The organism is Pseudarthrobacter sp. PvP004 (assembly GCF_017876035.1).
In the GTDB taxonomy this organism is placed as follows: Bacteria; Actinomycetota; Actinomycetes; order Actinomycetales; family Micrococcaceae; genus Arthrobacter; species Arthrobacter aurescens_A.
The window spans coordinates 4,795,433-4,817,048 of the sequence record NZ_JAGINL010000001.1 but is presented as its reverse complement, the minus strand read 5'-3'; the positions used below and the strand labels follow the sequence as shown (position 1 = coordinate 4,817,048).

Below are 21,616 nucleotides of genomic sequence, written 5' to 3'. Positions count from 1 at the left end.
TGGATTCGAGCCAACACGCCGTTTTCAGGCCATCCCCCTGGGTCGGATCGCTCAAAGTTAGTGATGACGGCCCGCCTTGCAGCAGCACCGTCCCGCAGGTTATTCCATTCGGCGCAGTATTCTAGGGCTTCAGTCCTCTGCCGTACCCTAGGAGCTTCCGTGAGCCATGCCGAGATAGCTACCGAGCGGACTCACGAGTCAGAGAAGCGTCCACGCGGTGCCGCCAGCAGCGCGGCCCTGGGGTTATTGATTGGCATCCTTGCCGCAGCATTGGGCCTCGCCCCTTGGTGGATTTCCGGTGCCCGGTTGCCCCTGCAGAACCTCTGGGCTACGCAGGTCATACCGGGCCAGATGCCCATGGCACTCCTGCCCCTGAGCCAATATGAGGTGCTCACCATCGTCGCTCTCCTGACAACGGGCGGCGCAGCAGCGGGGTTTGCGATACGTGTCTGGTCCCCCGTTCGACGCCGACTCGTCACATGGTGCGCGATAGTTGGCCTGCTCTTGGTCCAAGTAGCTGCCACCGTGCAGTCATTCGAACTCCTCGGCCAAGGGTTGATGCGCGGGACCCTGGCGCAGTATTACCGTGCGGGTCTGATGGCCGGCGTCATTTGCTCCATCCTCGCCGCGGTCGTCGCTCTTCTGCTGATCGCTTCGAAGTCAACAGTGGCAACAACCATTGGGGGCGGACTTATGGCGGTCCCCTTCACATCCTGGGCCGTTGAATGGGTGGTTGGCGTTGTTGGGCACACGAATGTACCCATCGCGGTCCCTTCCATTGCCCACTGGCTTCCAGCGATTGTTGTGGGTTGCGCGCTGGCTTGGTGCGGTGTGAGGCCCCTTGGCCGCTTGGCTGCTTGGGTGCTAAACCTCGCTTTCCTGTGGGTAATCCCCGCTGTCTTTACAGCCGTCCAGTCAGTTCTTGGGACCCGGGTGATAGCTGGGGATATCCCTGAAATGGTGCTGATGGGCAGGGAAGTGCTCACGGCAGCCCTGGGTCCCGACGGCGGAGCCGTACCCACTGTGTTGTTGGCCCTGGCTCTTGGACTGGCAGGCGTAGGCATTCGAGTCATCGCTGCCCAGCGGGTCCACAGCACCACCTGATTGCCGATTCTGCTTCAAGAATCAACCGTTGTTCCTCGCCAAACCGCGAGATAGGGTGACCGGACCGTCCACCCACATCATCGTCTGGAACAACTCTGGGAGACACCATGACACATGTGAGACGTCAATTGGCTGCGGTCACGGCAGCCTTGGCACTAACCGCAACGAGCGGCGCGATGGCCAGTCCGGCCTTCGCCGATCCCCGCGAAACAGACAAGAAAGCCACGGCCACAGGCTACGGCGGCGCCGTGAGCACCGTTGATCCTGAAGCTTCTGCAGCCGCCATCGACGTATTGAGGAAAGGCGGCAACGCAGCCGACGCAGCCGTCGCTGCAGCAGCAACCTTGGGCGTCACCGAACCTTACAGCGCCGGCATCGGTGGCGGCGGCTACTTCGTTTTCTACGACGCCAAGACGCAGCAGGTAGGGACCATTGACGGACGTGAAACCGCACCAGCGGGCATCACACAGGATGCCTTTATCAACCCCGCGGACCCCGAGGGAAAGCCCTACCGGTTCACGCCGGAACTCGTCACCAGCGGTGTTTCCGTGGGAGTGCCCGGCACGCCCGCAACCTGGGAGCGGGCCCTGGAGCGTTGGGGAACCATGAATCTCCGTGAAACCCTCAAGCCTGCCATCAAGGTGGCTGACAAGGGATTCGTGGTGGACGAGACGTTCAGACAGCAAACCTTGGACAACGAGGTCCGATTCGATGCGTTTACCTCTACCCGTGACCTGTTCCTTCCCGGCGGCGACGCCCCCGCCGTCGGAAGTGTGTTCAAGAACCCCGAACTGGCCGACACCTACAGGCAACTGGCTAAGGAGGGGACTGATGCCTTCTACGGCGGCCCGCTCGCCGAGGAAATCGTCAAGACTGTACAGGCTCCGCCGAAAACCGCCACAACCGAGCTCCCCGTCCCCGTTGGCTCCATGACGGTGCAGGATCTGGCCAACTACAAGGTGCTGGACCAGGCCCCTACCAAGGTGGAGTACCGCGGCTACGACGTATACGGCATGGCACCTTCCAGCAGTGGCGGCACCACGGTGGGTGAGTCGCTGAACATCCTGGAGAATTACGATCTCAAAGGCATGAAACCTGTCGATGCCCTGCACCATTACATCGAGGCCAGCTCGCTTGCCTTCGCAGATCGTGGCGCCTATGTAGGCGATCCCGCTTTTGTGAATGTCCCCACCCAGACGTTGCTCAACCCCGTGTTCGCCAAGGAACGCTCCTGCGAGATCAGTCCGACTACCGCGGCAACCAAGCCGGTGGCCCCCGGTGACCTGAAAACGTTCGACGGCGCGTGCCCGGCTGCCGTGGCACCGCTCGCCAAAGACACGGATACAGAGAACATCTCAACCACGAACCTGACTGTGGCAGATAAGTGGGGCAACGTGGTTGAGTACACGCTCACGATCGAGCAGACCGGCGGTTCGGGAATCGTTGTTCCGGGTCGAGGCTTCCTGCTCAACAACGAACTGACCGACTTCAGCACGGTCTATGACCCGAAAGATCCGAACCGGATCGAACCGAACAAGCGGCCAAGGTCCTCGATGTCGCCGACCATTATTTTGAAGGATGAGAAGCCGTTCCTGGCCCTGGGCTCTCCAGGGGGTTCGACCATCATCACTACCGTGCTGCAGACCATCCTGAACCGCGTCGACTTGGGCATGACTGTTTCCGAGGCTTTGGCTGCCCCGCGGGCTGCACCCCGGAATGGCGCGACCATCAGCTCCGAGCCTGCGTTTATTGACGCTTACGGTCCGGCGCTGGAGTCCTTGGGGCATGATCTGGTTCCGGCTGGTGACGCCTTCACTTCTGCTGCCGAGATCGGAGCGGCTACCGCCATCGAGTTCAACCCGGACGGATCGCTGACCGCAGCCGCCGAGCCGGATCGGCGTGGTGGAGGTTCGGCGATGGTGGTGAAGCCAGCCAAGCCCGGCAGGTAACGCGCAGCTCAAACCTGGCAAACGAAGCCCGCCCCGGAGGCGCCCGATGAGGGTCGCCTCCGGGGCGGGCCTCTGCTGCGAGGCCGGGTCCCTTCGCCACAGGTATGCCGAGCCACAGTTGCTCCGAATTGCTCAAGGTTGGCGGTTGTTCCTGAGCTCCCGACTGAACTTCCAGAACATAACCAAGGATGCAGCGGCCAAGATGATGCCGGAAGCCGTGGACCACCACGTCTGGTCTGAATCTGAGATGAAAATTGACAAGGCATAGGTGCCGAGAACCAATGCCAGAAAGAGCCAAACGAACGGGATGCGATTCATTGTTTATTCCTTAGTTGAAGTAGATGAAGTGTCACGCCAGATCCCGCTTGAGAAACACCAATAATGCAACCGCTGTAATTACTAAAAGCCAGCTCACAGCTCCAACGAAAGAACCGAATGCGGCTATGTGGACAGCAAGTTGGTCCGCCCAGTCAGCGGCTAAAACCGGGAAGAAAAACTGCTCGGCATCTCCCAACCACCCGGCCAGGAGTTCCGGAAGTACCAAACTCAGGGGCACCACGAAGAGGCTCATCAGGTGGCTGCGAATAAGGGAACCGATGGCAAAGCCCCATAGCGACCCCATGCAGGCCGTTCCCGCAAACGCAAGGACTGCATGAAAGCTGAATCCCCATGCTCCATCCAGGATTTCTCCGGACAGTCCGAACAGCACCCCTATGGTCACTCCCACCAGAAGGGCCGCCAGGGCAGTGCTGGCGGCCCGGGCAGTGAACGTCGGACCTCGTTGGAAGTGCAGTACCCGGCGTGTGAAGCATCCAGCCCGATAGTCCGAAGTGAATGCAAAGGATCCCACCACTGCGGCTCCTGTGAGCATGAGGGACATGCTTGCCTGCCGAAGAACCTCAATCCCCGGAGATGTTGGGGATTCCAGACCCGCCATGCCAAGGAGTACGGCGATGAGCCCTACCACCAGCAGGGCACCGACGGCTGATCCCAGCCACAACCACGGCCGCCGCAGCTCAGAGAGGAAAGCGGGCACCACGTGAACCATTTAGAACTCCTTACCGCGAAGAAGCCGCACAGCGCACAAGCCCGCTGCGAGGATCCACCCCAGTGATACAAGGAAGGCTGGAAGGGGATCCATCAAGCCCTCGAAGGGCAGTGACGCAATACCCGCCAAAGCGCTGGAGGGAAGCCAGCGTGCTATCTCAGCGGCGCTTGCAAGGAGAGGCAACTCAAGGGCTAGCGGTACCAGCAAGGTGAGTATCGTCGTCGCGTAGTAGTGCCGAATGATCCATCCGAGCGAACAACCCCACAGGGAACCCATAACTGAGGCAAGCACCACACCAGGCAACGCCTTCCATGACTCGGCAGTCAGCAGTTCGGCCCGCACATCAGAAGGTAGTGAAAACGCTATGCTCACGCCCCAGATTGCGATCCCGCTGATGACCGTGGCAAGTCCGACAATTACTGCGGCCAAGTATTTGGATATCAGCACTTGCTTCAGCCCTGACATCACCACACTTCGCCGAAGGGTCCCGTAATAGGACTCCCGGGTTACCAAATAGCTCCCCGCGAAAGTAGCCACTGGCGCAATGCTCGCTGCCAGGGCCCAAAAGACTTGAACGTTGTCCGCCGCCGATACCGCACCGGAATTACCCGGCCAGCCGAGGAAGTTCGCAACAAACCATGGGATCAGTGCGGTGAATGCCAGTACGCCAAGGACCGAATATCCGCTGAAGTACCGGAGGAGCTCTGAACGGAGACCACTGGTCAAGGAACGGAGAGCAACTCTATTCACCGGGCACCCTCCAGAATCTTGAAGTACGCGGATTCCAGACTGCCCGCGCCTAGGGCCTTGGCTTCCTCGATGGTGCCTCGAAACAGCACCCTTTGCTTGAGAATCACAACTTCGTCCGCAACCTGCTCCAACTCCATGAGTTGGTGGCTTGAGACGAGGGCGCTGCCTCCTGATGCGGCGAAGTCCCGGAGGAACCTCCGGAGCCATTGGATGCCCTCGGGGTCCAGTCCGTTGGCGGGTTCGTCAAGGACAAGCATCTCTGGGCTACCCACCAATGCGGAGGCAATTCCCAGGCGTTGACGCATGCCCAGCGAATAGCCCCGGACCTTCTTGTTTCCTTCGGCTGCGAGGTCCACCAGTTCAAGAATCCGCTCCACATTCCCCGGGTCAGCCCCGACGGCGAGCTGGCAGATCTTCAGGTGGCGGCGTCCCGTCAACCCGGGCTCCACGTCCATTCCGTCCAGATTCACGCCAACTTTGGTGGCGGGTCTCCGCAGTGACCGGTAGTCAGCGCCAAATACGGTTGCGCGCCCGGACGTTGCTTCCAACAGCCCGGTGAGCCCTGCGAGCGCCGTGCTCTTCCCTGCCCCGTTCGGACCAATCAGGCCCACAACACGTCCTGCCGCAACGTCGAACGTCAGTTCTTCAACCGCGAACCGTGAGCCTCTCCTCTTGCTGAACGCCTCGAAACTGGCGTGGATTGTCATTGGTGCCCTCTCGTGGATTCGGTAGCTTGCCCGGATGGGCCTGGCCACAGCGGCGAATTGATGGCCGCATCCCACAGCCACTCCCCCAAGCTCGTTTCTCGCTGGCTTTTCACTTCGGCGCGTCCGGAGTAAGAAAGGTTGATCCCGGATTCCAGCTGGCTCGGGTAGGCAAGTACTGGCAGGTTGTTGCCGGCCAGCGCAATCGGGGCGATGGTGTCCAGCGGCGCCAGGGAGTTCGACGGCGGCTGGTCACCGAGGGTGGCCTGGCCAAGATTCTCGTGAATGATCATTCCTTGCGATTGCAGAGTGACATGATCGCCGGGTTCGAAAGCCTGGTCTGAGCCTTGAAGAGGCGCCACAATCAGTAGTTGGCCGTCTGCGTAGGTGTAGCCAGCTATGGACGTGGGCCTCACGGGCACCAGCGCAAGGAGTGTTCCGACAGTCACGGCTCCCAGCAGGACTACCAGGATCCGCCTCCACGCCGGGCTTCCATTCCGGCCTGCCGCACGGAAGAACCGGACCACGCTCCTGAGGGCCATCGCCAGCAGGAGGCAAAGGACTCCGAGAACAACAAGGTGCCCTGTGTAACCAAGCTGGAGGAAAACCGGGACGAGTCGTTGGAATCCGATCACCATGAAGGCAATTCCTGAAACGAAGCTCGCAAGCCCGAACCAGGGCAGGAGACCCTGGCTAGGGTCATTGCGCCGGCTGGGGTCAGCGCGCCGGGAACCGAGAACGCGAGAGCTGACAACGTCGGCCAACGCAGCGATCGACTTCTTCCGGAGATGGGGAATGTCCACCGCGGACATCAGGGCTACGTAGCCATCCAATTTGATGAAGGGGAAGAGATTCAGCACTGCCACTGCGTAGCAAATCATCCCGTAGAGGACGGCTGCGTCCTTGATGGGGGACTCCGGAAGAAACGCTTGTACCGTCATGGCAATGCTCCCCAGTGCGACGTGCACCAGAGGACCGGCGAGAGCCACGAGTACCCGCTGCTTCTTGGAACTCAACCGCCACCCGTCGGTCACGTCGCAGAAGAACGCCGGCGACAGATAGAACAGCATGATGCCGATGCGCCGCGGTGTCCCGCCAAAGTAGGTGAGCGCCATGCCATGTCCCAGTTCGTGTAGCAGTGTGGACACAAACATCGCCGCCACCACATACAGATAGGCCTCCAAAGGAAGAGGCGTTGCGAGGACACGCCACATACTGGGCCCGGCTATGAACGCACCCACTAAGCCGCTGAGCAGGAGCAACAAAGCCACGACGGCTCCACCAGGCCGAACCATTGCTGTGATTGCCGGGCGGAAAGCCTCAAGCAGTGGTGCCGGATTGAAAAGGGTGAACTGCACTGTCAGGGGTGCCCTGAACTGGACCCGTCGAGCCTGAGCGGGCTGTGCACCGCCGTCGAAAATTCCTGTGTGCGCCAATTGGCGCACAATCCCCTCCACATCCTCAGGCGTCCAGGCGGGCCCCAAGAGTTGAGCGAGCTGGGCCGGTTGCATGGCACCGTCCACGGCGTTCAGAACGCGGGCGACGTCGGACGAGACTCGCGCTTTCGGCACACCATTGACCGCGACTATCCACGGCCCGTTTTCCTGCAGCGGTGCGTCGATGGAAGCCGACGGTGCGAGCTGCACGGGCCACTCGGCAACTCCCTGTGCCGATGTTCCTGGCTTCCTCATATCAGCGGATGCGGGGTGGAGGAGCTGCCCGGCATCACGAACAGGTCCTTGGTCTCGTCCATGGTTAGAGGAATGGCCCCCGGGCAGACAGCTTTGCCGGCAACCCAACCCAATTCCCGGATTGCTGCAGGAAGCCTGTGTGTGAGGTTGACCCAATGGGAGCGGACGTTCCGTCCGGCCAAGTGCTTCACCAGAGCATCGAGATCGGGCTCGGGTTGCTTGCTGGGAAAGTTGGACGGCTGGAAGGATCCAACCCACCGGCGCAACTCAGCGATTGCCGGTGCAGTGGTCCAGAAGTGTGCACGGGAGTCGTCATCAGTCACGGTGGCGACAGAAGGGGCGGAGACCGGACTGGCGGAGGCTGGATCGGCGGAGTGTGCGCGGGTGAGGAAGAGCTCCCGGATTTGCAGCCCTTCCTGAAGCGCTCCCTTGAGGGCGCTTACAGGGTCGGAGGCAGCTTTGAGTCCCACAGCGCCATAGCAAACGGGTCCCTTTTCCTCCGTGATGATGCATACGGCAGTCAGCAGCGGACTCCCGTTGTTCGGAATGAAGGCAAGCGTGGGCTCCACGCCGGCAGCCCGCGCAGCAACGAGGAGCAGGCTCAGGCCCCGGGCCTCCGCCCCCTGACGCACTGCGACGGGCATGCTTTTTGCGTCGAACTTTTGCAACGGAATCTTGTGGCGCCAAGCTGCTAGAAAGGCGTCTCGCTCCATGACCTCTGCGATGGCCGAGGTCTGGGCAAAGGCTTCAGAGGGCCCGGACGCCGCTCCGTTGGGTGAGGGATCAAAGAACGCATCCCACGAGTTCGACTCGCCACGGCCGGGGGTGTAGTCCACCACAGGCGCGGGCACTTGCGTGGGTTTCCCCGTCAGCAGGTCAACGGCACGGTACCAAGGGACGTCGCAGGCAAGGGCGGACACGTGGCCGAGCCCGGCACTGACAAAGTCGATTTGAGTGTCGGCGCTTCCCTTTCGGGCCAGCAGATACTCGGAATCTGCCGGCACGGGAACCAAAGCGAACCGTTCCACCGCTTCGCCCGCCCCTCTTGTCAGGGACGCACGCCTCGAGACGTCGAAGGCCCCTACTGCAGAAGCGATCCGAGTACCGGGCGCGCCATTGCTTAGCTGCCCCACCGTCCGCCACAGGCCCATCTCGTTCGGTACATAGACTGACGCTTCGGACACCAGTCCCAGGGAAGGATGGAGCGTTCGCACCGGATCTACGCTCATTTGCCGCATACCCACAGCTCCACGTCGTTCAAACCAGGGCTCGGCGACGCTATCCGAACCGGCAAGCGTTCAAGGATACTGAGACGTTCGGCAGTGATCTCCTCCTCAAGGAGACTGTTGCTCAGAAAGGCGACATCGCTTGCGTATGCGGAGGATCGATAAGTGCCGTCCACGCTGAAACTGACATGGACCATGGTCACGTGACGCGCTCCGTTGACGGGGTCCCGGCTTTCCGCGGTGATGAGGAATGCGTCGTCCCCAAGCGCCGAAATTGCAGTGCCGTCGTTGTTCACCGACGCTTCATGGCTGTCCGCGTTCAAGACCGTTAGGAGGAAGCGACCGTCCGGCGTCAAGCAGTCGCGCACTCTCCGGAACAATTCACGCCTGCCCGCCGGCTCGAGGAGCGTGATGGAACTGGCGCCGAGAACCACGCAACCGTATCCGCCGTCGACTTCGAAGCGGGACATGTCAGCCTCCATCAGCTCCAACGCCACACCGCGCGGGTTGAAGGCCTTGGTGCCTGCTTTTTTCTTCAGCATGGCGAGCATTTCCGGTGAAGAATCGACGGCGGCCAACGGACGACCCAGGGCAAGGAGGGGCCGGGTGATCCGTCCGGATCCTGCGGCAAGTTCAAGGATGGGGCCCGAGGTTTTGCGCACGGCTGCAAGGATTTCGGGGAGCTCGGTCAAGTCGTTGGCGGTGATCTGGTCGTAGAGGCGGGATCCTGAAGCGCTGTACAGATCCTCTGGCGGATCGACGTGTCCCAGGACCCGAAGGATGGCGTCAGCGGTCTTATCTGGTGCGATGTTCATCAGCTCGTGTTCTCCGGGAGTTGGAATTCGGTCTGGAGCTCACGCGGGTGGTGGCCGAATTTGGCACCACCCGCGTGAACTGGCTTAGGTAGCGGCGAGGCCGACGACGATGCCGGCGATGATGATGACGTCACCAACGCGGATGTACCACGGTGTATCGTCCGGGGTGTCGAGGTTTTCCAGCTCTTCGATGGTCAGCTGAAGGTTCGAGGTTGCGATCATTGACTCCTCCTTTCTCGTTTCTCGGCATGCGGGGGGGCATCGGAGCTTTAGGTGATGCTGACGGCGATCAGGCCGATGGCAACTCCTTGGGATACACCGATGAACCAGTTGTTGAAGTCCGGGGTATCCATGGACTCGATCTCCTGGATGGAGATATTGAGCTGATTTTGCATTCGCTTTCGCCTCCCCTCAGGGTCTGTCTCGGCTGGTGTGGGACGCGGTCAGGTGATGGCGACTGCGATCCCCACCAACGCCAGTCCTGCCGTGATGCCTTTGATTCGTTCGTCCCAGTCGTCCGGAACGTCCATGGCTTCAAGCTCCTGGATGTTGAGGTCCAGGGCTTTGAGTGCTGGGCTGCTGTTCATGTGTTCACCTCCTCTCCCTTGCCGTTGGCAGATCGCCCGTTGAGGCCTGACAAGACGTGGTTTCCGCCCGCAGCTGCGGTGAGAACGTGCTGAATCTGCGCGGCACTGATGCCGCGCAGCATCGGAAGCGCTGCGCCCCAATTCCGGAGGGTGGCGTCCATGGTTCGTACCAGCGTTTCCTCGCTGATCGTCTCGAGCCCGGCGATGCCCCATCGCCACATCAGCTGGTTGACGCCAAGAGCCGGGCTGGGGTCAAGGTCAGGGACTTCCTGAGTGACCACGGACCAGAGCTGTTGGAGGCGCTGGCTATCGCCCCACGCTGCAGTGCCGTTCTCGATTTCCTCCCAGATAGGACCGATCACGCACGCCGTCGCGGTCATCTTTCGCACCCCGGACACGTAAGCAAGCTCGTTCGCGAGGTACCAGTGCTTCGCCCCGTAGGGATTGCGGCCCATCAGCGACCATCCTGTGTGCGTCTCCATGCTGAGGCGGGCCGCGGTCAGCCGCAGCTCCGGCGCATCGTGCAACGTCAGCCGCTGCCCCAACCGGACGATTCGTTGGATGAGGGAATAGCCGTCGTCGTCGAAGATGCTGTGGCGGCTGCCAACCATGGTCCCTGCCACCCTCAGGAACGCTTCAAGCAGGCCCTCGAAAACCAGATGTCTGGGCAGGGTGGCGAGGTGTCCGGCGTCGAGCACTGCCACGTCACCGGCCAGGTTCCGCGAGGCAATCAGGCGGCGTCCGACGGCGGTGTCCAGGCACGCTACAGCGCTGACTTCCGCGCCGGTCCCTACGGTGGACGGCATGAGAATGGTCTTGGGACGTTCTTTGGGGTCCGTGATGGGCGGCAACACCAACAGGCCGGAGCGTTTTGCGTGGCGTTCAGCGAACACTGCCAGGCTGGGGTCTGCGGTGAAAAGAGCGGCGAGCTTCACCGCGTCCAGAACTGACCCACCGCCCAGCCCGGCGACGGTCTGCAACCCGTTTTCGCGGATGAAGCTGCCCACCTTTCGCAGGGTTTCCACCGTGACGGGTGCTGCGGTCAGTTCCAGGACCGGCGCTCCTTTGAGGTCGCTGTCCAGGAGATTGTCGCGGTGTTCTTTGAGTGCGCCGTCCACCACCACGCCCGTTCGGCCACGAGTGAGGTTGCCGAGGTACTTGGGTGCCGTCCCGTCGTCGACGATGACGCAGCGGGTTCTCAACGCGTGATCGGCGATCATTCGAAAACTCCGTCGCATTCGGCGGTGGCCAAGCCTGTTTCTATTGCGGTGCGCAATTCCTCAAAGTTCTCGTCGGTGTAAATGAGTGCTGGCAGGAGCTGGATCCCTCCCGGCCCTGGTTGCACTATGGCCCCGGCTTGATGGATGCTCCGGACCACCGCCAAAACTCCGTTTGATCCGAGTGGCACGCCGTTCTTGGAGAGGAGCTTCAGGCCCCGCATGCAGCCGCGACCCGAGGAGTTACCAACGCCGGGGGTGCCCTGAAGTTCTTCTATGAGCTTGTTGAGGCCTGACGCCACCTGCTTGGTCAGGACGTTGTGATCCAATCGCTTCATCTCGGCGATGGTGCTGAGAATGGCGGCACACGTTGCCGGAGTTCCGGCTTGGGTTTCTCCGTGAACAAAGACGGACTCGGTTTGGTCAAACAGTTGCGTCACCCGTTGGGCTATCAGGAGGGCGGCGCATGCACTGGTGCCGTTGGTCAGGCCCTTGGACGTGACAATCACATCCGGCTGTTGCGCCCATTCATCTGACGCGAACCAGCCATTTACCCTGCCGAAGCCGGTGGCAACCTCGTCCGCGATGATGAGGAAGCCGTGGTGGTCCCTGTGCTTGATGACCTCTTCGATGAAGGCCGCCGGGACCGATTCCGCGCCTGAACCCAGAACGGGTTCCATGATGACCGCAGCGATCCTGTGGCCTTCCCTTTGCATGAGCCGAGCCAGTTCCGCACCGTCGTCGTCGAATCTGATGTGGCGGATGCTCCGCTGATCCACGCCGTACACGGCTTGTCCGAGGTCATCGCCGCTGAGGGCTTGGCTTCCATACGTCAGCCCGTGATAGCTACCGCTCAGTCCGACGATGAGCTTCCGCTCTGGCTGCCCGTTCAGGACGAAGTAGTGGCGCGCGAGCTTCATTACTGCGTCGTTGGCGGCTCCGCCGGAGGTGGAGAAGACGACTCGCTGGAAGTCGTGTGCAGGCAGGCTCAAGAGTGCTCTTGAAGCCTCGATCGCTTTGCGGTGGGACGTGCGGAAGAGCGGAAGATAGGAGGCCGCGTTGAGTTCCTTGGCAATGGACTCCGCTATCTGGCGGTTACCGTACCCAAGGTTGGTGTTCCAGAGACCGCTTTTCGCGCAGATTCGTTGCCCGCCATCGGCGAAGGTGACATGAACGCCTTCAGCGCTGACAGCCGTGTAGCTATCCTCGTTGAAGTCGTGCTGGGTAACTAGCGGAACCCAGAGAGGTAGCTGTGTTCTGGGGGTGGGGAGAACAGGAACTACAGCCATCAGCGTGCGCCCATGATGTCGATACCGAGTTGCTCAAAGTGCGTGACGACCGCTCTGGCAGCGCCCTCGGCTACACCTGCTGAAACCTTGATCGCAGGTGCCACCATCGTGGCAGCCCTCTTGATATCCCTCAGGTTGGAGACGGCCTCGATGATGGCCGCAGCATCCGTACCGATCTTGAATAACCGGCCTGTCTTCGTGTCCAAAAGGGTGTGCTCTGCTCCCGATTTGAGGATGAAAGGAGCACTTGCTGACGGCAGACCATCGTTGAGGGCTGCGCCGCAAAGGCTGACGCCGAAACCCACCAGCTGCGTGTTGGCCCGATCTTCTCTGGGAATGAACTTCCAAGCATCCAGCGCGGCAAGGTAACGCGGGATCCAAGGTTTGGTCGCGAGGGAGTCACTACGGTCCCCGGGGTAGTAGACCGCGGCCACAGCGGACTCGGGCCTGAGAGGGACGGCCCGGACTCGTAAGTCAGGCAGTGAGTCCCCTATTTTGCCAATCTTGGTTCCGTAGGGCCCGGTCCTGATGGAACCGTCCCAGGTGATGTGGAGCCGCGTCAGGAGAAGATTGCGATTCCCGGCCCCACTCAACAGTCCACGTTCGGCCAGCACGGCGTTGACTTCGGTGAGCTGCTGCACAAAGTTGCCACTGCGGAGGGCTTCATCAGCGTCATCGAAAAATGCCTGCCAGTCTTCCTCAGTGGTCATCCTGACCACCGTCACGCCGACCAGGTTCACGAAGGGGATGGCTATATAGTCCTGGATCTCCAAGGCGAGTTTTCCGTCCACCAGGAGCTCTTCCCCGGCAGCGTCAAACGACCCCGAGACCGGGACGATGTCCCCATCCGCTTTGTCCCCGTTCAAGACCAGGATCGTCGAGCCTTCGCCGGCAAGCGTCTTCGCGTACTCGGTGTGCTCTGGATTCTCAACGAAAATAGCGTGGCCCGGGATCCGTCCCGGAATGCCGGTGATCCACTGATCCACAGCGGCGGCAATGCTCTGTTGCTGACTCAGCTTCAATTCCCCAACCCCAATTGTTGTGCACTTCCCTTGCAGCCATCCCGGCGGTTGATCCGGCGCTGCGTTCTGAGAAGGACACTATGGGTGGGCGGAAGGCCCACAGGGTGAAAAGGTGGAACTAGGTGGTGATCGGAGCGAAATTAGGGGTCATTTGGGTGCCCCTAGGTGGTGAATAGGGGTTGACTAGGTGGTGCTGCGTCAGCGTCTGATTGCATGACTTAGGGCTCCGCCTTGGAACGGCTATGCTGGGGCCCTCGACGATTGGGGGCGCCTGAACATGAACAAGATCCACCGCAAAAGCGCCAACAGCTATTGGCTGACGTTGGCTGGCTGTTACGGGCTAACCATTGGCGTAGCCACCATGACAGCAATGCCGTGGCTTTTGATTGTGGGCGGCGTTTTCATCGTCTTCCCCTTGATCGTGGGGTTCTTTTACGGCCAGATTGGCCGGAAGGTCCAGTACCACCTCGCCCCGGAAAGACCGGCGATCGTCATTACTGCTACGGCATTCGCGATGGTGGCGCTGTTCCTGCGCGGCTCACCAATCGTCGCCTGGGCTGGTCCACTTCTGGGCTTGGTCACCTTCATCGGCACATATCTTTGCCTACGCCGTTACGGTCACTTCTATCGGAGTGCCCCCGAGTCTTCGCTCGATCGGGAAAAGGAGCACGCAGGCTGATCTCCAGCGGTCAGGCTCGCTCATCGGTCGCCGAGTCCGCTCGACGTCCGCACCTTTTCGGCGTCTCGATCGTTGCCGATCGAATCATTGAAAGTTCATCTCTGAGGTGGAGCCCTCCACCACCTAGATGACCACATTATGGGCACCTAGAGGCCCATCTCCAGCACTCAATTTCGGGCTTTTCGCCACCTAGGGCTGGATTCACATCGCATCCTTAATCGGGTTACCACTACGTCAACAGATCGGGTTCGATGGTGAAGTTCTTGTCACTAACAGCGGGGGCATTCTTTGTAGTTACTGCTGTAATCGCGTTCTTCGTTAGTAATCTCTTGCAGGGAGTCCTCTTGACCGCCGCCGCAGCAGCCTCAGTTGGCACGTGGCTCGTGAGTAAACGCGTCCCAAAGTGAGAACCGGCCAATCACTTTCTGTGGCCGGACGGTCCGCACGGCAAAACGGCACCTACGGTGGCTGGGTACGGTTTGGGCTAATCCGAAGAACTTTTGTTGATCTGCGTAGTGTTGCCGAAGAACTTCGAGCTCCGCGCTAGTCCCCCAAGGCCGCTCGCTTCTGTGAAGCGTAACAAGGGTCCAACTTCCGTCTAACCTGCCAGCCGCCCCTCCGGACGTTGACGCTGGGACATCAAGGCAAGCCCGTACAGCAACCCGCGGGCCACACCGAACAACCACGGGAACGGTAGGTCGAAGCCTAGCCAGAACACCGCTTCGACAGGTAGGAGAGCCAGCCCGAGAACAAGCCCGGACCGGCGTCCCTTCCATGCGAGCCAGGCCGCCCACGACGCCGCCAAGACCACCACCAGAAATGCCATCAGCAGCGTCACGAAGACCCAGCCTTCCAGGCCGTCCCACGGCCCCGCGTACATCGGAAACAGGTCCATGAACATCGGCAGATACCCGTTTTGGAGGAGGTAGATGCTGACTGGAATCGCAGGAATCCCGAACGCCGCCGCATAAATCCAGGTCAGCACGGCCGCCACACGCGCTTTCTGCATAGCCTTCCCTCGATTCGGCCCGCCCCGATCCACCGCTCAGTACAAGCAGATAGATCCAGTGTGGAACAGAGGATTCAGCGGTGGAAGCCCTTTGCGCCTAAGCTTCCTCGAACCAGCCCCGGGCCGGGTTGGAGACCTCGGGTGCCTCCCGGAAAACACCAGGCTGGGCAACCCAACCAACACCGTTGGCGATGACCTTCTGGATCTGCGGCTGGTGGTACACCGGGTATTCCTGGTCGCCGGGGCTGAAGTAGAAGATCCGGCCTTTGCCCCGGGAGAACGTCACGCCGGAGCGGAACACCTCGCCGCCTTCAAAGGAGCTGATGAAGATCAGGTCATCGGGTTCCGGAATGTCGAACAGTTCGCCGTACATTTCCTGCTTCGGGATCACGATGGGGCTCTCAATGCCGGCTGCGATCGGGTGCGAGGGCTTGACCGTCCATACGAGTTCGCGTTCGCCTTCGTTGCGCCACTTCAATGAGCAGGTGGTCCCCAACAAACGGGTGAAGATCTTGGCGAAGTGCCCTGAGTGGAGAACCACCAAGCCCATACCGCCGAGGACGTGGCGCTGCACTCGTTCCACCACTTCATCAGCGACTTCCCCATGCGCAATGTGCCCCCACCACAGCAGCACGTCGGTCTGCTCCAGCACCTCTTCGGAGAGTCCGTGTTCGGGATCGGCGAGTGTCGCCGTCGTGATTTCAGAGTCGGGGTAGAAGCCACGCAGCCCGGCGGCGATGGCGCCGTGGATTCCTTCCGGGTACATCTCGCCAATGGTTGCAGGCTCGTTGCGGGCCTCGTGCACGGCCTCGTTCCAGACGACAATCTTCAATTTCGCATCAGACATTTCAGAGCACCACTTCACGTTGTTCGAGGGCGGATTTGTAGCAAGCATCGAGCACCAGGGCACGGCTCAGGGCGAGTGAGCCGTCATGGCTTCCCCATACAGTTTCGCCACCGCGCACGGCAGCGATGAAATCGTCGACGACGGCCTGGTGGGCTCGCCCGGGTTCGGCCACAACTTCGAAGTCGGCGTTCTCGCCGTCCTTCTCGGTGAAGACGTGAACGTCCGCTACCGGGTTCTCGGAGGCGCCGACCGAGCGCAAGTCCGCTCCGCCGTCGGTCCCGTAAACCGTGAAGTCCATCAGGTCCCGCTCGTCGCGGTACGTGGCCCATCCCGCTTCCAGGATCAAGGTACCGCCGCCTTCCAGCCGGATGAACGCGGAGGCGAAGTCTTCCACTTCAAACTTATGACTGGAGTTCGAAGCTGTGTAGCGGGCGTTTCCTCCGAGGCCGCGCGGGCCGAGTTCGGAATGGGTCGACGCCGAGACGGCCAGCACCTTGGGCTCGCCCAGGAGGTGCAGCGAGTAGTCCAGGACGTGCACGCCGATGTCAGCAAGCGGACCGCCACCGGCGAGTTCCGGGTTGGTGAACCAGCTGCCCAGCATCGGAATGCCCTGCCTGCGCAGCCAGGATGCCTTGGCATAGTACGGGCGACCCAGCGTGCCGGCGTCGATCACTTCCTTGAGCGCCTGGATGTCGCCGCGGCGGCGGTGGTTGAACGCGACGTCAAGGACGCGGCCGGCCTTGCGGGCGGCGTCCACCATCTGTTGACCCTCGACGGCGTTGCGCGCCAACGGTTTTTCGCTCAGCACGTGCAGTCCCCGCTCGAGCGAGGCAATAGCAATGGGTGCGTGCAGGAACGTGGGCACGGCGACGCTGACGGCGTCGAGGCCTTCAAGCTCGATCATGTCTTCCCAGCGGGCGAAGGCATGCGGAATGCTGTATTCCTCCTTCAGCTGGGCAAGAAGGTCGGCTTCCATGCCGGCGACGGCGACAATTTCGACGCCGGGAATGTTGCTGTACGCCTTGAGGTGCTGCTGGCCGGCCCAACCGATGCCCACAACTCCCACCTTGAGGGTTGCGGACGGGGCCTGCTGCTGAATGCTCACGTTGTTCCTGTTCTTTCTGTGTTTACTAGGTTTGGGGTCAGCCTTTGACGGCGCCGGCCGTCATGCCGGAAACGATGCGCTTCTGGCACACGAGCACCAGGATCACGAGCGGCACAGTGATGATCACCGACGCTGCGCTGATGGTGCCCAGTGGTTGGTCGAACTCGCTGGTTCCGCTGAAGAACGCAATCGCGACCGGCACGGGACGGGCTTCGGGCGAGGTGGTGAGCGTGACGGCCAGGAGGAATTCGTTCCAGACCGAGATGAACACCAGGATCGCCGTCGTCGCCAAGCCGGGGACCGCCAGCGGCAGGATCACCTTGCGGAACGCCACAAAGGGTGTGGCGCCGTCCATGTACGCGGATTCCTCCAGCTCTCGCGGGATCTCCTTGAAGAACGACGTCAGCGTGTAGATCGCCAGCGGCAACGCGAATGTCAGCTTCGGGATGATGAGGCCCAGCAAGGTGTCGTACAGGCCGATCTCGCGCCAGATGGAGAACATCGGCGCCGCGATGGCGATGGCCGGGAACGTGGTGACCGAGAGGATCAGCGTCAGGATCATCGCCTTGCGGCGCATCTTCAGCCTGGCCAGCGCATACGCGGCGAAGGACGCGAAGACCAGCGCCACTGTTGTAGTCACGACGGCGATAATCACCGAGTTGCGCAAGGCCAGGAGGAACTCGGGGTTCTGAAAGACCACCAGATAGTTCTCGAGTGTCGGCTGGCTTGGGAAGAGCTCGCCTTGGGACAGGCTCGCGCCCTTCTTAAGGGAGGTGTTCACCAGCCAGTAGAACGGGATGAGCGAGAAGGCCATGACAGCCACCACGAACACCCACACCAAGGGGTGCAGTTTCGATTCCCCACGCAAGCGACGCTTCGGCGCCTTGGGGCGCGTGGCTAGTTCCGCCGTCGGGCGTTCTGCAGTCAGTGTGCTCATTGTTCCTCCTTCGCGACGTCGCGGATGTTGCCGCCGGCGAAGCGGACGTAGATGACCGAGACCACCATGACGGTGAGGAAGGTCAGGATGGACAGCGCCGAGCCTTCACCCACGAGCCGGTTTTCGCGCAGTTGCGTGTAGGCGAGCATGGACATGGATTCGGTGCCGTTGGCGCCGCGGGTGAGGACGAACGGCAGGTCGAAAACGCGGAGGGCATCCATGGTGCGGAAGATCGCGGCGAGGACGATTGCCGGACGCAGCAGCGGCAGGGTGATGTTCACGAAGGTCTGCCATTTGCTGGAGCCGTCGAGTTCCGCGGCCTCGTACGTTTCGGCGGAGATGACCTGCAGGCCGGCCAGGATGATGAGCGCCGCGAAGGGCGTGGTCTTCCAGACGTCGGCCATGACGATCACGGCCATCGCGTAGCCGTGCTCACCGAGCCACACCACATCGCCGCCCGGCAGGCCCAGCGCGGAGAGGACGTTGGTGACCAGGCCCATGTTCGGCTGAAACATCGTTTGCCAGGTGATGGCGCTGACCACGGTGATGATGGCGTACGGCAGCAGAACCACGGTGCGCAGGACGGCGCGGCCCTTGAACGCGAGGTTGAGCAGCAACGCCATGGCCGTGCCGAGGATGAGTTCCAGGCTGACCGAGAGGCCTGCGAAGAGGAACGTCTGGCCGAACGCAGCCCACCACTCTTGGCTTGCGAGGGCGTTGATGTAGTTTTCCAGGCCGACAAAGCGGGACAGGCCTGCGGTGCGGACGCTGTACTGGTTCAGTGAGAGCCAGATCGCGTAGCCGATGGGGACCGCCGCCACCAGGGCCATGATCACCAGCGACGGCGCGGTCATGCGGAACGCGAGCTTGCGCTCGGCGCGGTCGCGGCCGCTTGTCTTCGCTGGGCCGCGGCTTGCCGGGATTGTTTTGATGGCCATAGCTAGAAGCTCGCCTTGGCGGTGGTGATTTCCTCGGCCATCTTCTGCACGGCTTCCTCGGTGGAGGCGGTGCCGGAGAGGACGGCGTAGACGTTCTTGTAGATCGCCTGCGAGATCTGCGGGTAGACCGGGGAGATCGGGCGCGGCTTGGCACCCTTCACCGAGGCGAGGAGTTCCGTGGCGAACGGCATCTTCTGCAGCACCGCCGGGTCAGAGTAGGCAGCTTCGTTGACCGGGGCCTGCGAGTAGTCCATGGCCACGTGCTTCTGCCAGTCCGGGGTGGTGGCGAAGTCGATGAACGCTACAGCTCCGGCCTGGTTGGTGGAGTGGGCAGAGATTGCGAGGTTCCAACCGCCGAGCACGCCGGAGGCCTTGCCGCCTTCCCATGCGGGCAGCGGCGCGACCGCGAAGCTGGACGCCAGCGGTGTCGCGTTCAGCAGCCGGTACACGTGCGGCCAGTTGCGCTGGTATCCGAAGTCGCCGGACTCGTAGGCGAGGCGGGCCGGGTCTTCGTTGTAGGTGAGGACGGCACGGTCGGCTGAGCCGTTCTTGAGGCCCTCGCTCATGAAGTTCAGGACGTCGCGGCTTTCCTTGGAGTCGATCTTGACGTCGCCCTGGTCGTTGAGGACTTCGCCGCCTGCGCTGTAGAGCATTTCGAGGAAGTTCACCGTAAGGCCCTCATACTGCTTGCCTTGGTAGACGAAGCCGTTGCCGGGAGCTTTTGCTGCTTCTGCGTAGAGCTGCTGCCAGGACTCGGGCTTGGCTACCTTGTCCTTCTGGTAGTAGATCAGCCCGGCGTTGGTGAAGAACGGCGAGCCCCAGTACTTGTCCTCATACTTGGTGGTTTCCACAGTGGAGGGAATGAGCCGGTCTTTGTTGGCTTCCACCAGCTTGGTCTGGTCCAGCAGCCAGCCTTGGGAGGCGAACTCGGAGGTCCAGATGACGTCCGTGACGAAGAGGTCGCACTCGGTGGACTTGCCCTCGAGCCGCTGCACGATCTGCGTGCGCGCTTCATCCGTGGTGGCGCCGATCTCCGTGTACTTGGCCGTGACCTTTCCGTTCGCCTTCGTGAACGCCTCTGCCGTGCCCTTGTAGATACCGCTCGCGTCCTTAACGCCGCAGATGTTCACGGCACCGCTGGCATTAGCGCCCGACGCCGGATCGGCAGCTGCCGCTTGTTCGGCACCTTGGGGTGCGGCTCCCCCGCCGCAGGCGCTGAGAAGGAGGGCTGCTGCTACGGCGGTTGCCGCCAGTGCTTTGCGGTTTCGGCGTGTGGAGGCGTTGTTCTTGAGCGGGAAAGCAGGTCGGTTCAAGTCCACAAGTGGCTCCTTTGGTGGCTGTGGGCGGGTTCAGTGCGCGTTTTGGCTGTTCCGCGTGCTGAGGGTGGCTTCTTTGCCGGTGGTTCTTGTTGGTTCGTGGAATCGATTCCAAATGTTGTCTGGAAAAACGGCCTTGCGGCCGTGGAATCGATTCCAAAGTAGTGTGACAGGGACCACTGAGGGCTGTCAACCCTCTTTATTTGGTGGAGTCCCTGATCACGAGTTCGTGTGGGAGGAAGGTTCTTCCCTTGCGATGTGAGCCCTCGACCGTCATGCGTTCCAGGAGTTCAGCGAAGGCTACGCGTCCCATTTCGTAGGCCGGCTGCCTTACTGTGGTCAACTCCGGGACGCACATTTCCGCTTGGGCCGAGTCATCGAAACCGGCTACGGCGATGTCCTCCGGGACCTTTAGGCCTGCATCGGTGAGCTCACGGACGCACCCGGCGGCGACCACGTCGGTCCCGCAGAAAACAGCGTCCGGGCGGTCTTTTGCTTTGAGAAGCTTCTTGGCGAGCGTACGGCCGGCGTGGAACCCGAAGTTTCCTTCTCCGAATAGGATTTGATCCTGATCCAGGTCCGCTTCCTTGAGTGCCTGGCGGAATCCTTCCTCGCGCAGCCGGCCTGAGCGGGCACCCCTATGAGCAAGCATGGCCAGCTTCTTAGCGCCCGTGTTGATCAGGTGTTTGGTGATGTCGTAGGCGGCTTGGCGGTCATCGATGGAGACGCCGAATGCTGCCTCGGCGTCGACGATTTCACAGACCTGGACGACGCTCAATTGCTCCGCGACCGCGTTGACGTCGTCGTCCGGCATCGTTGGCGAGAAGATCACCAGCCCGTCCACGGAGCCGTTGCGGAGCATGTCCACGAGCTGCTGTTCGCGATCAAGGTCTCCGTCAGTTGCCGCGATGAGGCTGACGTAGCCTGAGTCCGCCGCAGCGTCTCCTACCCCACGGAATACTTCGCTGATGACGAGGGAGTCTAGGTTCTTAGCGAGGGCCAACACACGCATTGTTCGGTCTCTTCTTAGGTCTCGTGCTGAGGCCAGAGGACGATAGCTGAGCTGCTTTATGGCGGCGTTGACCTTCTCCTTGGCCGCCGCGCTGACAGCCGAACTTCCGTTCAGGACACGCGACACCGTCCCCACGGACACACCCGCCGTTCTGGCGACGTCCTGAACTGTCGTCCGAGCCATTCGTTTGTCCTTCCGCGAGCAGTGACGATGATCCTTGCCGCCATGTTCCTGCCGTGCCCACTCTAGCGAGATTCATAAGGCAAAGACTCTGGGCGGGTGCCCATCCACCTTATGGCTGTCGACTAAACCAATCACTTGGCACTATGAACTGACCTATTGGGTAGTGCCTGAAGCGCGCAGACCGCTAT

23 protein-coding genes are annotated in these 21,616 nt (G+C 61.4%); 3 read left to right on the top strand and 20 right to left on the bottom strand.

All coding sequences use genetic code 11. The features are described from left to right. Positions 1-159: 159 nt before the first annotated feature. Positions 160-1,104, top strand: coding sequence for a hypothetical protein (locus J3A64_RS22075; protein WP_210065926.1), 945 nt, complete (start codon positions 160-162; stop codon positions 1,102-1,104). Positions 1,105-1,211: 107 nt separating this feature from the next. After that, a complete protein-coding gene (ggt, locus tag J3A64_RS22070) occupies positions 1,212-3,053 on the top strand; it encodes a gamma-glutamyltransferase (protein WP_210065924.1) in 1,842 nt (613 codons plus the stop codon). A gap of 132 nt (positions 3,054-3,185) precedes the next feature. Here the strand turns inward: ggt and J3A64_RS22065 are convergent, their stop codons facing one another. From J3A64_RS22065 to mpaB, 13 genes are all read right to left on the bottom strand, one after another. Beyond that, positions 3,186-3,371, bottom strand: a complete 186-nt coding sequence (locus J3A64_RS22065) for a hypothetical protein (protein WP_043806331.1) — start codon at positions 3,369-3,371, stop codon at positions 3,186-3,188. A 31-nt stretch (positions 3,372-3,402) separates the two neighbouring features. Further along, positions 3,403-4,101 (bottom strand): hypothetical protein, encoded by a 699-nt coding sequence (locus J3A64_RS22060; RefSeq protein ID WP_210065921.1) that lies wholly within the window; start codon positions 4,099-4,101, stop codon positions 3,403-3,405. Beyond that, entirely contained in the window at positions 4,102-4,851 is a 750-nt protein-coding gene (locus J3A64_RS22055) for a hypothetical protein (protein WP_043470680.1), read from the bottom strand. Continuing rightward, a complete protein-coding gene (locus J3A64_RS22050; RefSeq protein WP_210065920.1) occupies positions 4,848-5,558 on the bottom strand; it encodes an ABC transporter ATP-binding protein in 711 nt (236 codons plus the stop codon). Before J3A64_RS22050 ends, J3A64_RS22055 begins: the two co-directional genes overlap by 4 nt. Next, complete coding sequence (mpaP, locus tag J3A64_RS22045; protein ID WP_210065918.1) at positions 5,555-7,246, bottom strand: daptide biosynthesis intramembrane metalloprotease; 1,692 nt, start codon at positions 7,244-7,246, stop codon at positions 5,555-5,557. The genes J3A64_RS22050 and mpaP overlap by 4 nt, the downstream gene beginning before the upstream one ends. Next, positions 7,243-8,475: a YcaO-like family protein gene (locus J3A64_RS22040; protein WP_286176440.1), complete on the bottom strand. Its 1,233-nt coding sequence runs from the start codon at positions 8,473-8,475 to the stop codon at positions 7,243-7,245. Before J3A64_RS22040 ends, mpaP begins: the two co-directional genes overlap by 4 nt. Next, positions 8,472-9,287, bottom strand: a complete 816-nt coding sequence (mpaM, locus tag J3A64_RS22035; protein WP_011776108.1) for a daptide-type RiPP biosynthesis methyltransferase — start codon at positions 9,285-9,287, stop codon at positions 8,472-8,474. The genes J3A64_RS22040 and mpaM overlap by 4 nt, the downstream gene beginning before the upstream one ends. Before the next feature lie 84 nt (positions 9,288-9,371). Next, the gene (locus J3A64_RS22030) at positions 9,372-9,509 is read right to left on the bottom strand and encodes a daptide-type RiPP (RefSeq protein WP_159101474.1); all 138 of its coding nucleotides are present in this window, start codon (positions 9,507-9,509) and stop codon (positions 9,372-9,374) included. Positions 9,510-9,556: 47 nt separating this feature from the next. After that, positions 9,557-9,682, bottom strand: coding sequence for a daptide-type RiPP (locus tag J3A64_RS23870; protein WP_272941661.1), 126 nt, complete (start codon positions 9,680-9,682; stop codon positions 9,557-9,559). 48 nt (positions 9,683-9,730) lie between these two features. Further along, positions 9,731-9,874, bottom strand: a complete 144-nt coding sequence (locus J3A64_RS22025) for a daptide-type RiPP (protein WP_210065914.1) — start codon at positions 9,872-9,874, stop codon at positions 9,731-9,733. Then, positions 9,871-11,094, bottom strand: coding sequence for a daptide-type RiPP biosynthesis dehydogenase (gene mpaC, locus J3A64_RS22020; protein ID WP_210065912.1), 1,224 nt, complete (start codon positions 11,092-11,094; stop codon positions 9,871-9,873). The genes J3A64_RS22025 and mpaC overlap by 4 nt, the downstream gene beginning before the upstream one ends. Continuing rightward, positions 11,091-12,380 carry a daptide-type RiPP biosynthesis aminotransferase gene (gene mpaD / locus J3A64_RS22015; protein WP_210065910.1) on the bottom strand — a complete coding sequence of 430 codons (1,290 nt, stop codon included), beginning with the start codon at positions 12,378-12,380 and terminating at the stop codon, positions 11,091-11,093. The genes mpaC and mpaD overlap by 4 nt, the downstream gene beginning before the upstream one ends. Next, entirely contained in the window at positions 12,380-13,402 is a 1,023-nt protein-coding gene (gene mpaB / locus J3A64_RS22010; protein ID WP_210065909.1) for a daptide biosynthesis RiPP recognition protein, read from the bottom strand. Before mpaB ends, mpaD begins: the two co-directional genes overlap by 1 nt. A gap of 277 nt (positions 13,403-13,679) precedes the next feature. Here mpaB and J3A64_RS22005 point away from each other — a divergent pair, with 277 nt between their 5' ends. Beyond that, positions 13,680-14,081 (top strand): hypothetical protein, encoded by a 402-nt coding sequence (locus J3A64_RS22005; protein ID WP_210065908.1) that lies wholly within the window; start codon positions 13,680-13,682, stop codon positions 14,079-14,081. 598 nt (positions 14,082-14,679) lie between these two features. Here J3A64_RS22005 and J3A64_RS22000 read toward each other — a convergent pair. The 7 genes from J3A64_RS22000 to J3A64_RS21970 form a co-directional block, all read right to left on the bottom strand. Further along, positions 14,680-15,090, bottom strand: coding sequence for a hypothetical protein (locus J3A64_RS22000; RefSeq protein WP_210065907.1), 411 nt, complete (start codon positions 15,088-15,090; stop codon positions 14,680-14,682). 97 nt (positions 15,091-15,187) lie between these two features. Beyond that, positions 15,188-15,937, bottom strand: a complete 750-nt coding sequence (locus J3A64_RS21995) for a ThuA domain-containing protein (protein ID WP_011776116.1) — start codon at positions 15,935-15,937, stop codon at positions 15,188-15,190. Between the two features lies 1 nt (position 15,938). Next, the gene (locus J3A64_RS21990; protein WP_210065906.1) at positions 15,939-17,042 is read right to left on the bottom strand and encodes a Gfo/Idh/MocA family protein; all 1,104 of its coding nucleotides are present in this window, start codon (positions 17,040-17,042) and stop codon (positions 15,939-15,941) included. Positions 17,043-17,079: 37 nt separating this feature from the next. Beyond that, positions 17,080-17,979, bottom strand: coding sequence for a carbohydrate ABC transporter permease (locus J3A64_RS21985; RefSeq protein ID WP_210065905.1), 900 nt, complete (start codon positions 17,977-17,979; stop codon positions 17,080-17,082). After that, complete coding sequence (locus J3A64_RS21980; RefSeq protein ID WP_210065904.1) at positions 17,976-18,917, bottom strand: carbohydrate ABC transporter permease; 942 nt, start codon at positions 18,915-18,917, stop codon at positions 17,976-17,978. The genes J3A64_RS21985 and J3A64_RS21980 overlap by 4 nt, the downstream gene beginning before the upstream one ends. Positions 18,918-18,919: 2 nt before the next feature. Further along, entirely contained in the window at positions 18,920-20,236 is a 1,317-nt protein-coding gene (locus J3A64_RS21975) for an ABC transporter substrate-binding protein (RefSeq protein ID WP_210065903.1), read from the bottom strand. A gap of 196 nt (positions 20,237-20,432) precedes the next feature. Next, positions 20,433-21,428 (bottom strand): LacI family DNA-binding transcriptional regulator, encoded by a 996-nt coding sequence (locus J3A64_RS21970; RefSeq protein ID WP_210065901.1) that lies wholly within the window; start codon positions 21,426-21,428, stop codon positions 20,433-20,435. Between the last annotated feature and the right edge of the window lie 188 nt (positions 21,429-21,616).

Coding starts and splice junctions, on each gene's coding strand:
- J3A64_RS23870 (WP_272941661.1), bottom strand. CDS start 9,682: ATGCAAAATCAGCTCAATATCTCCATCCAGGAGATCGAGTCCATGGAT.
- mpaM (WP_011776108.1), bottom strand. CDS start 9,287: ATGAACATCGCACCAGATAAGACCGCTGACGCCATCCTTCGGGTCCTG.
- J3A64_RS22060 (WP_210065921.1), bottom strand. CDS start 4,101: ATGGTTCACGTGGTGCCCGCTTTCCTCTCTGAGCTGCGGCGGCCGTGG.
- mpaC (WP_210065912.1), bottom strand. CDS start 11,094: ATGATCGCCGATCACGCGTTGAGAACCCGCTGCGTCATCGTCGACGAC.
- mpaP (WP_210065918.1), bottom strand. CDS start 7,246: ATGAGGAAGCCAGGAACATCGGCACAGGGAGTTGCCGAGTGGCCCGTG.
- J3A64_RS22005 (WP_210065908.1), top strand. CDS start 13,680: ATGAACAAGATCCACCGCAAAAGCGCCAACAGCTATTGGCTGACGTTG.
- J3A64_RS22065 (WP_043806331.1), bottom strand. CDS start 3,371: ATGAATCGCATCCCGTTCGTTTGGCTCTTTCTGGCATTGGTTCTCGGC.
- ggt (WP_210065924.1), top strand. CDS start 1,212: ATGACACATGTGAGACGTCAATTGGCTGCGGTCACGGCAGCCTTGGCA.
- J3A64_RS21985 (WP_210065905.1), bottom strand. CDS start 17,979: ATGAGCACACTGACTGCAGAACGCCCGACGGCGGAACTAGCCACGCGC.
- J3A64_RS21995 (WP_011776116.1), bottom strand. CDS start 15,937: ATGTCTGATGCGAAATTGAAGATTGTCGTCTGGAACGAGGCCGTGCAC.
- J3A64_RS21980 (WP_210065904.1), bottom strand. CDS start 18,917: ATGGCCATCAAAACAATCCCGGCAAGCCGCGGCCCAGCGAAGACAAGC.
- J3A64_RS22030 (WP_159101474.1), bottom strand. CDS start 9,509: ATGATCGCAACCTCGAACCTTCAGCTGACCATCGAAGAGCTGGAAAAC.
- J3A64_RS21970 (WP_210065901.1), bottom strand. CDS start 21,428: ATGGCTCGGACGACAGTTCAGGACGTCGCCAGAACGGCGGGTGTGTCC.
- J3A64_RS22000 (WP_210065907.1), bottom strand. CDS start 15,090: ATGCAGAAAGCGCGTGTGGCGGCCGTGCTGACCTGGATTTATGCGGCG.
- J3A64_RS22050 (WP_210065920.1), bottom strand. CDS start 5,558: ATGACAATCCACGCCAGTTTCGAGGCGTTCAGCAAGAGGAGAGGCTCA.
- J3A64_RS22040 (WP_286176440.1), bottom strand. CDS start 8,475: ATGAGCGTAGATCCGGTGCGAACGCTCCATCCTTCCCTGGGACTGGTG.
- mpaD (WP_210065910.1), bottom strand. CDS start 12,380: ATGGCTGTAGTTCCTGTTCTCCCCACCCCCAGAACACAGCTACCTCTC.
- J3A64_RS22025 (WP_210065914.1), bottom strand. CDS start 9,874: ATGAACAGCAGCCCAGCACTCAAAGCCCTGGACCTCAACATCCAGGAG.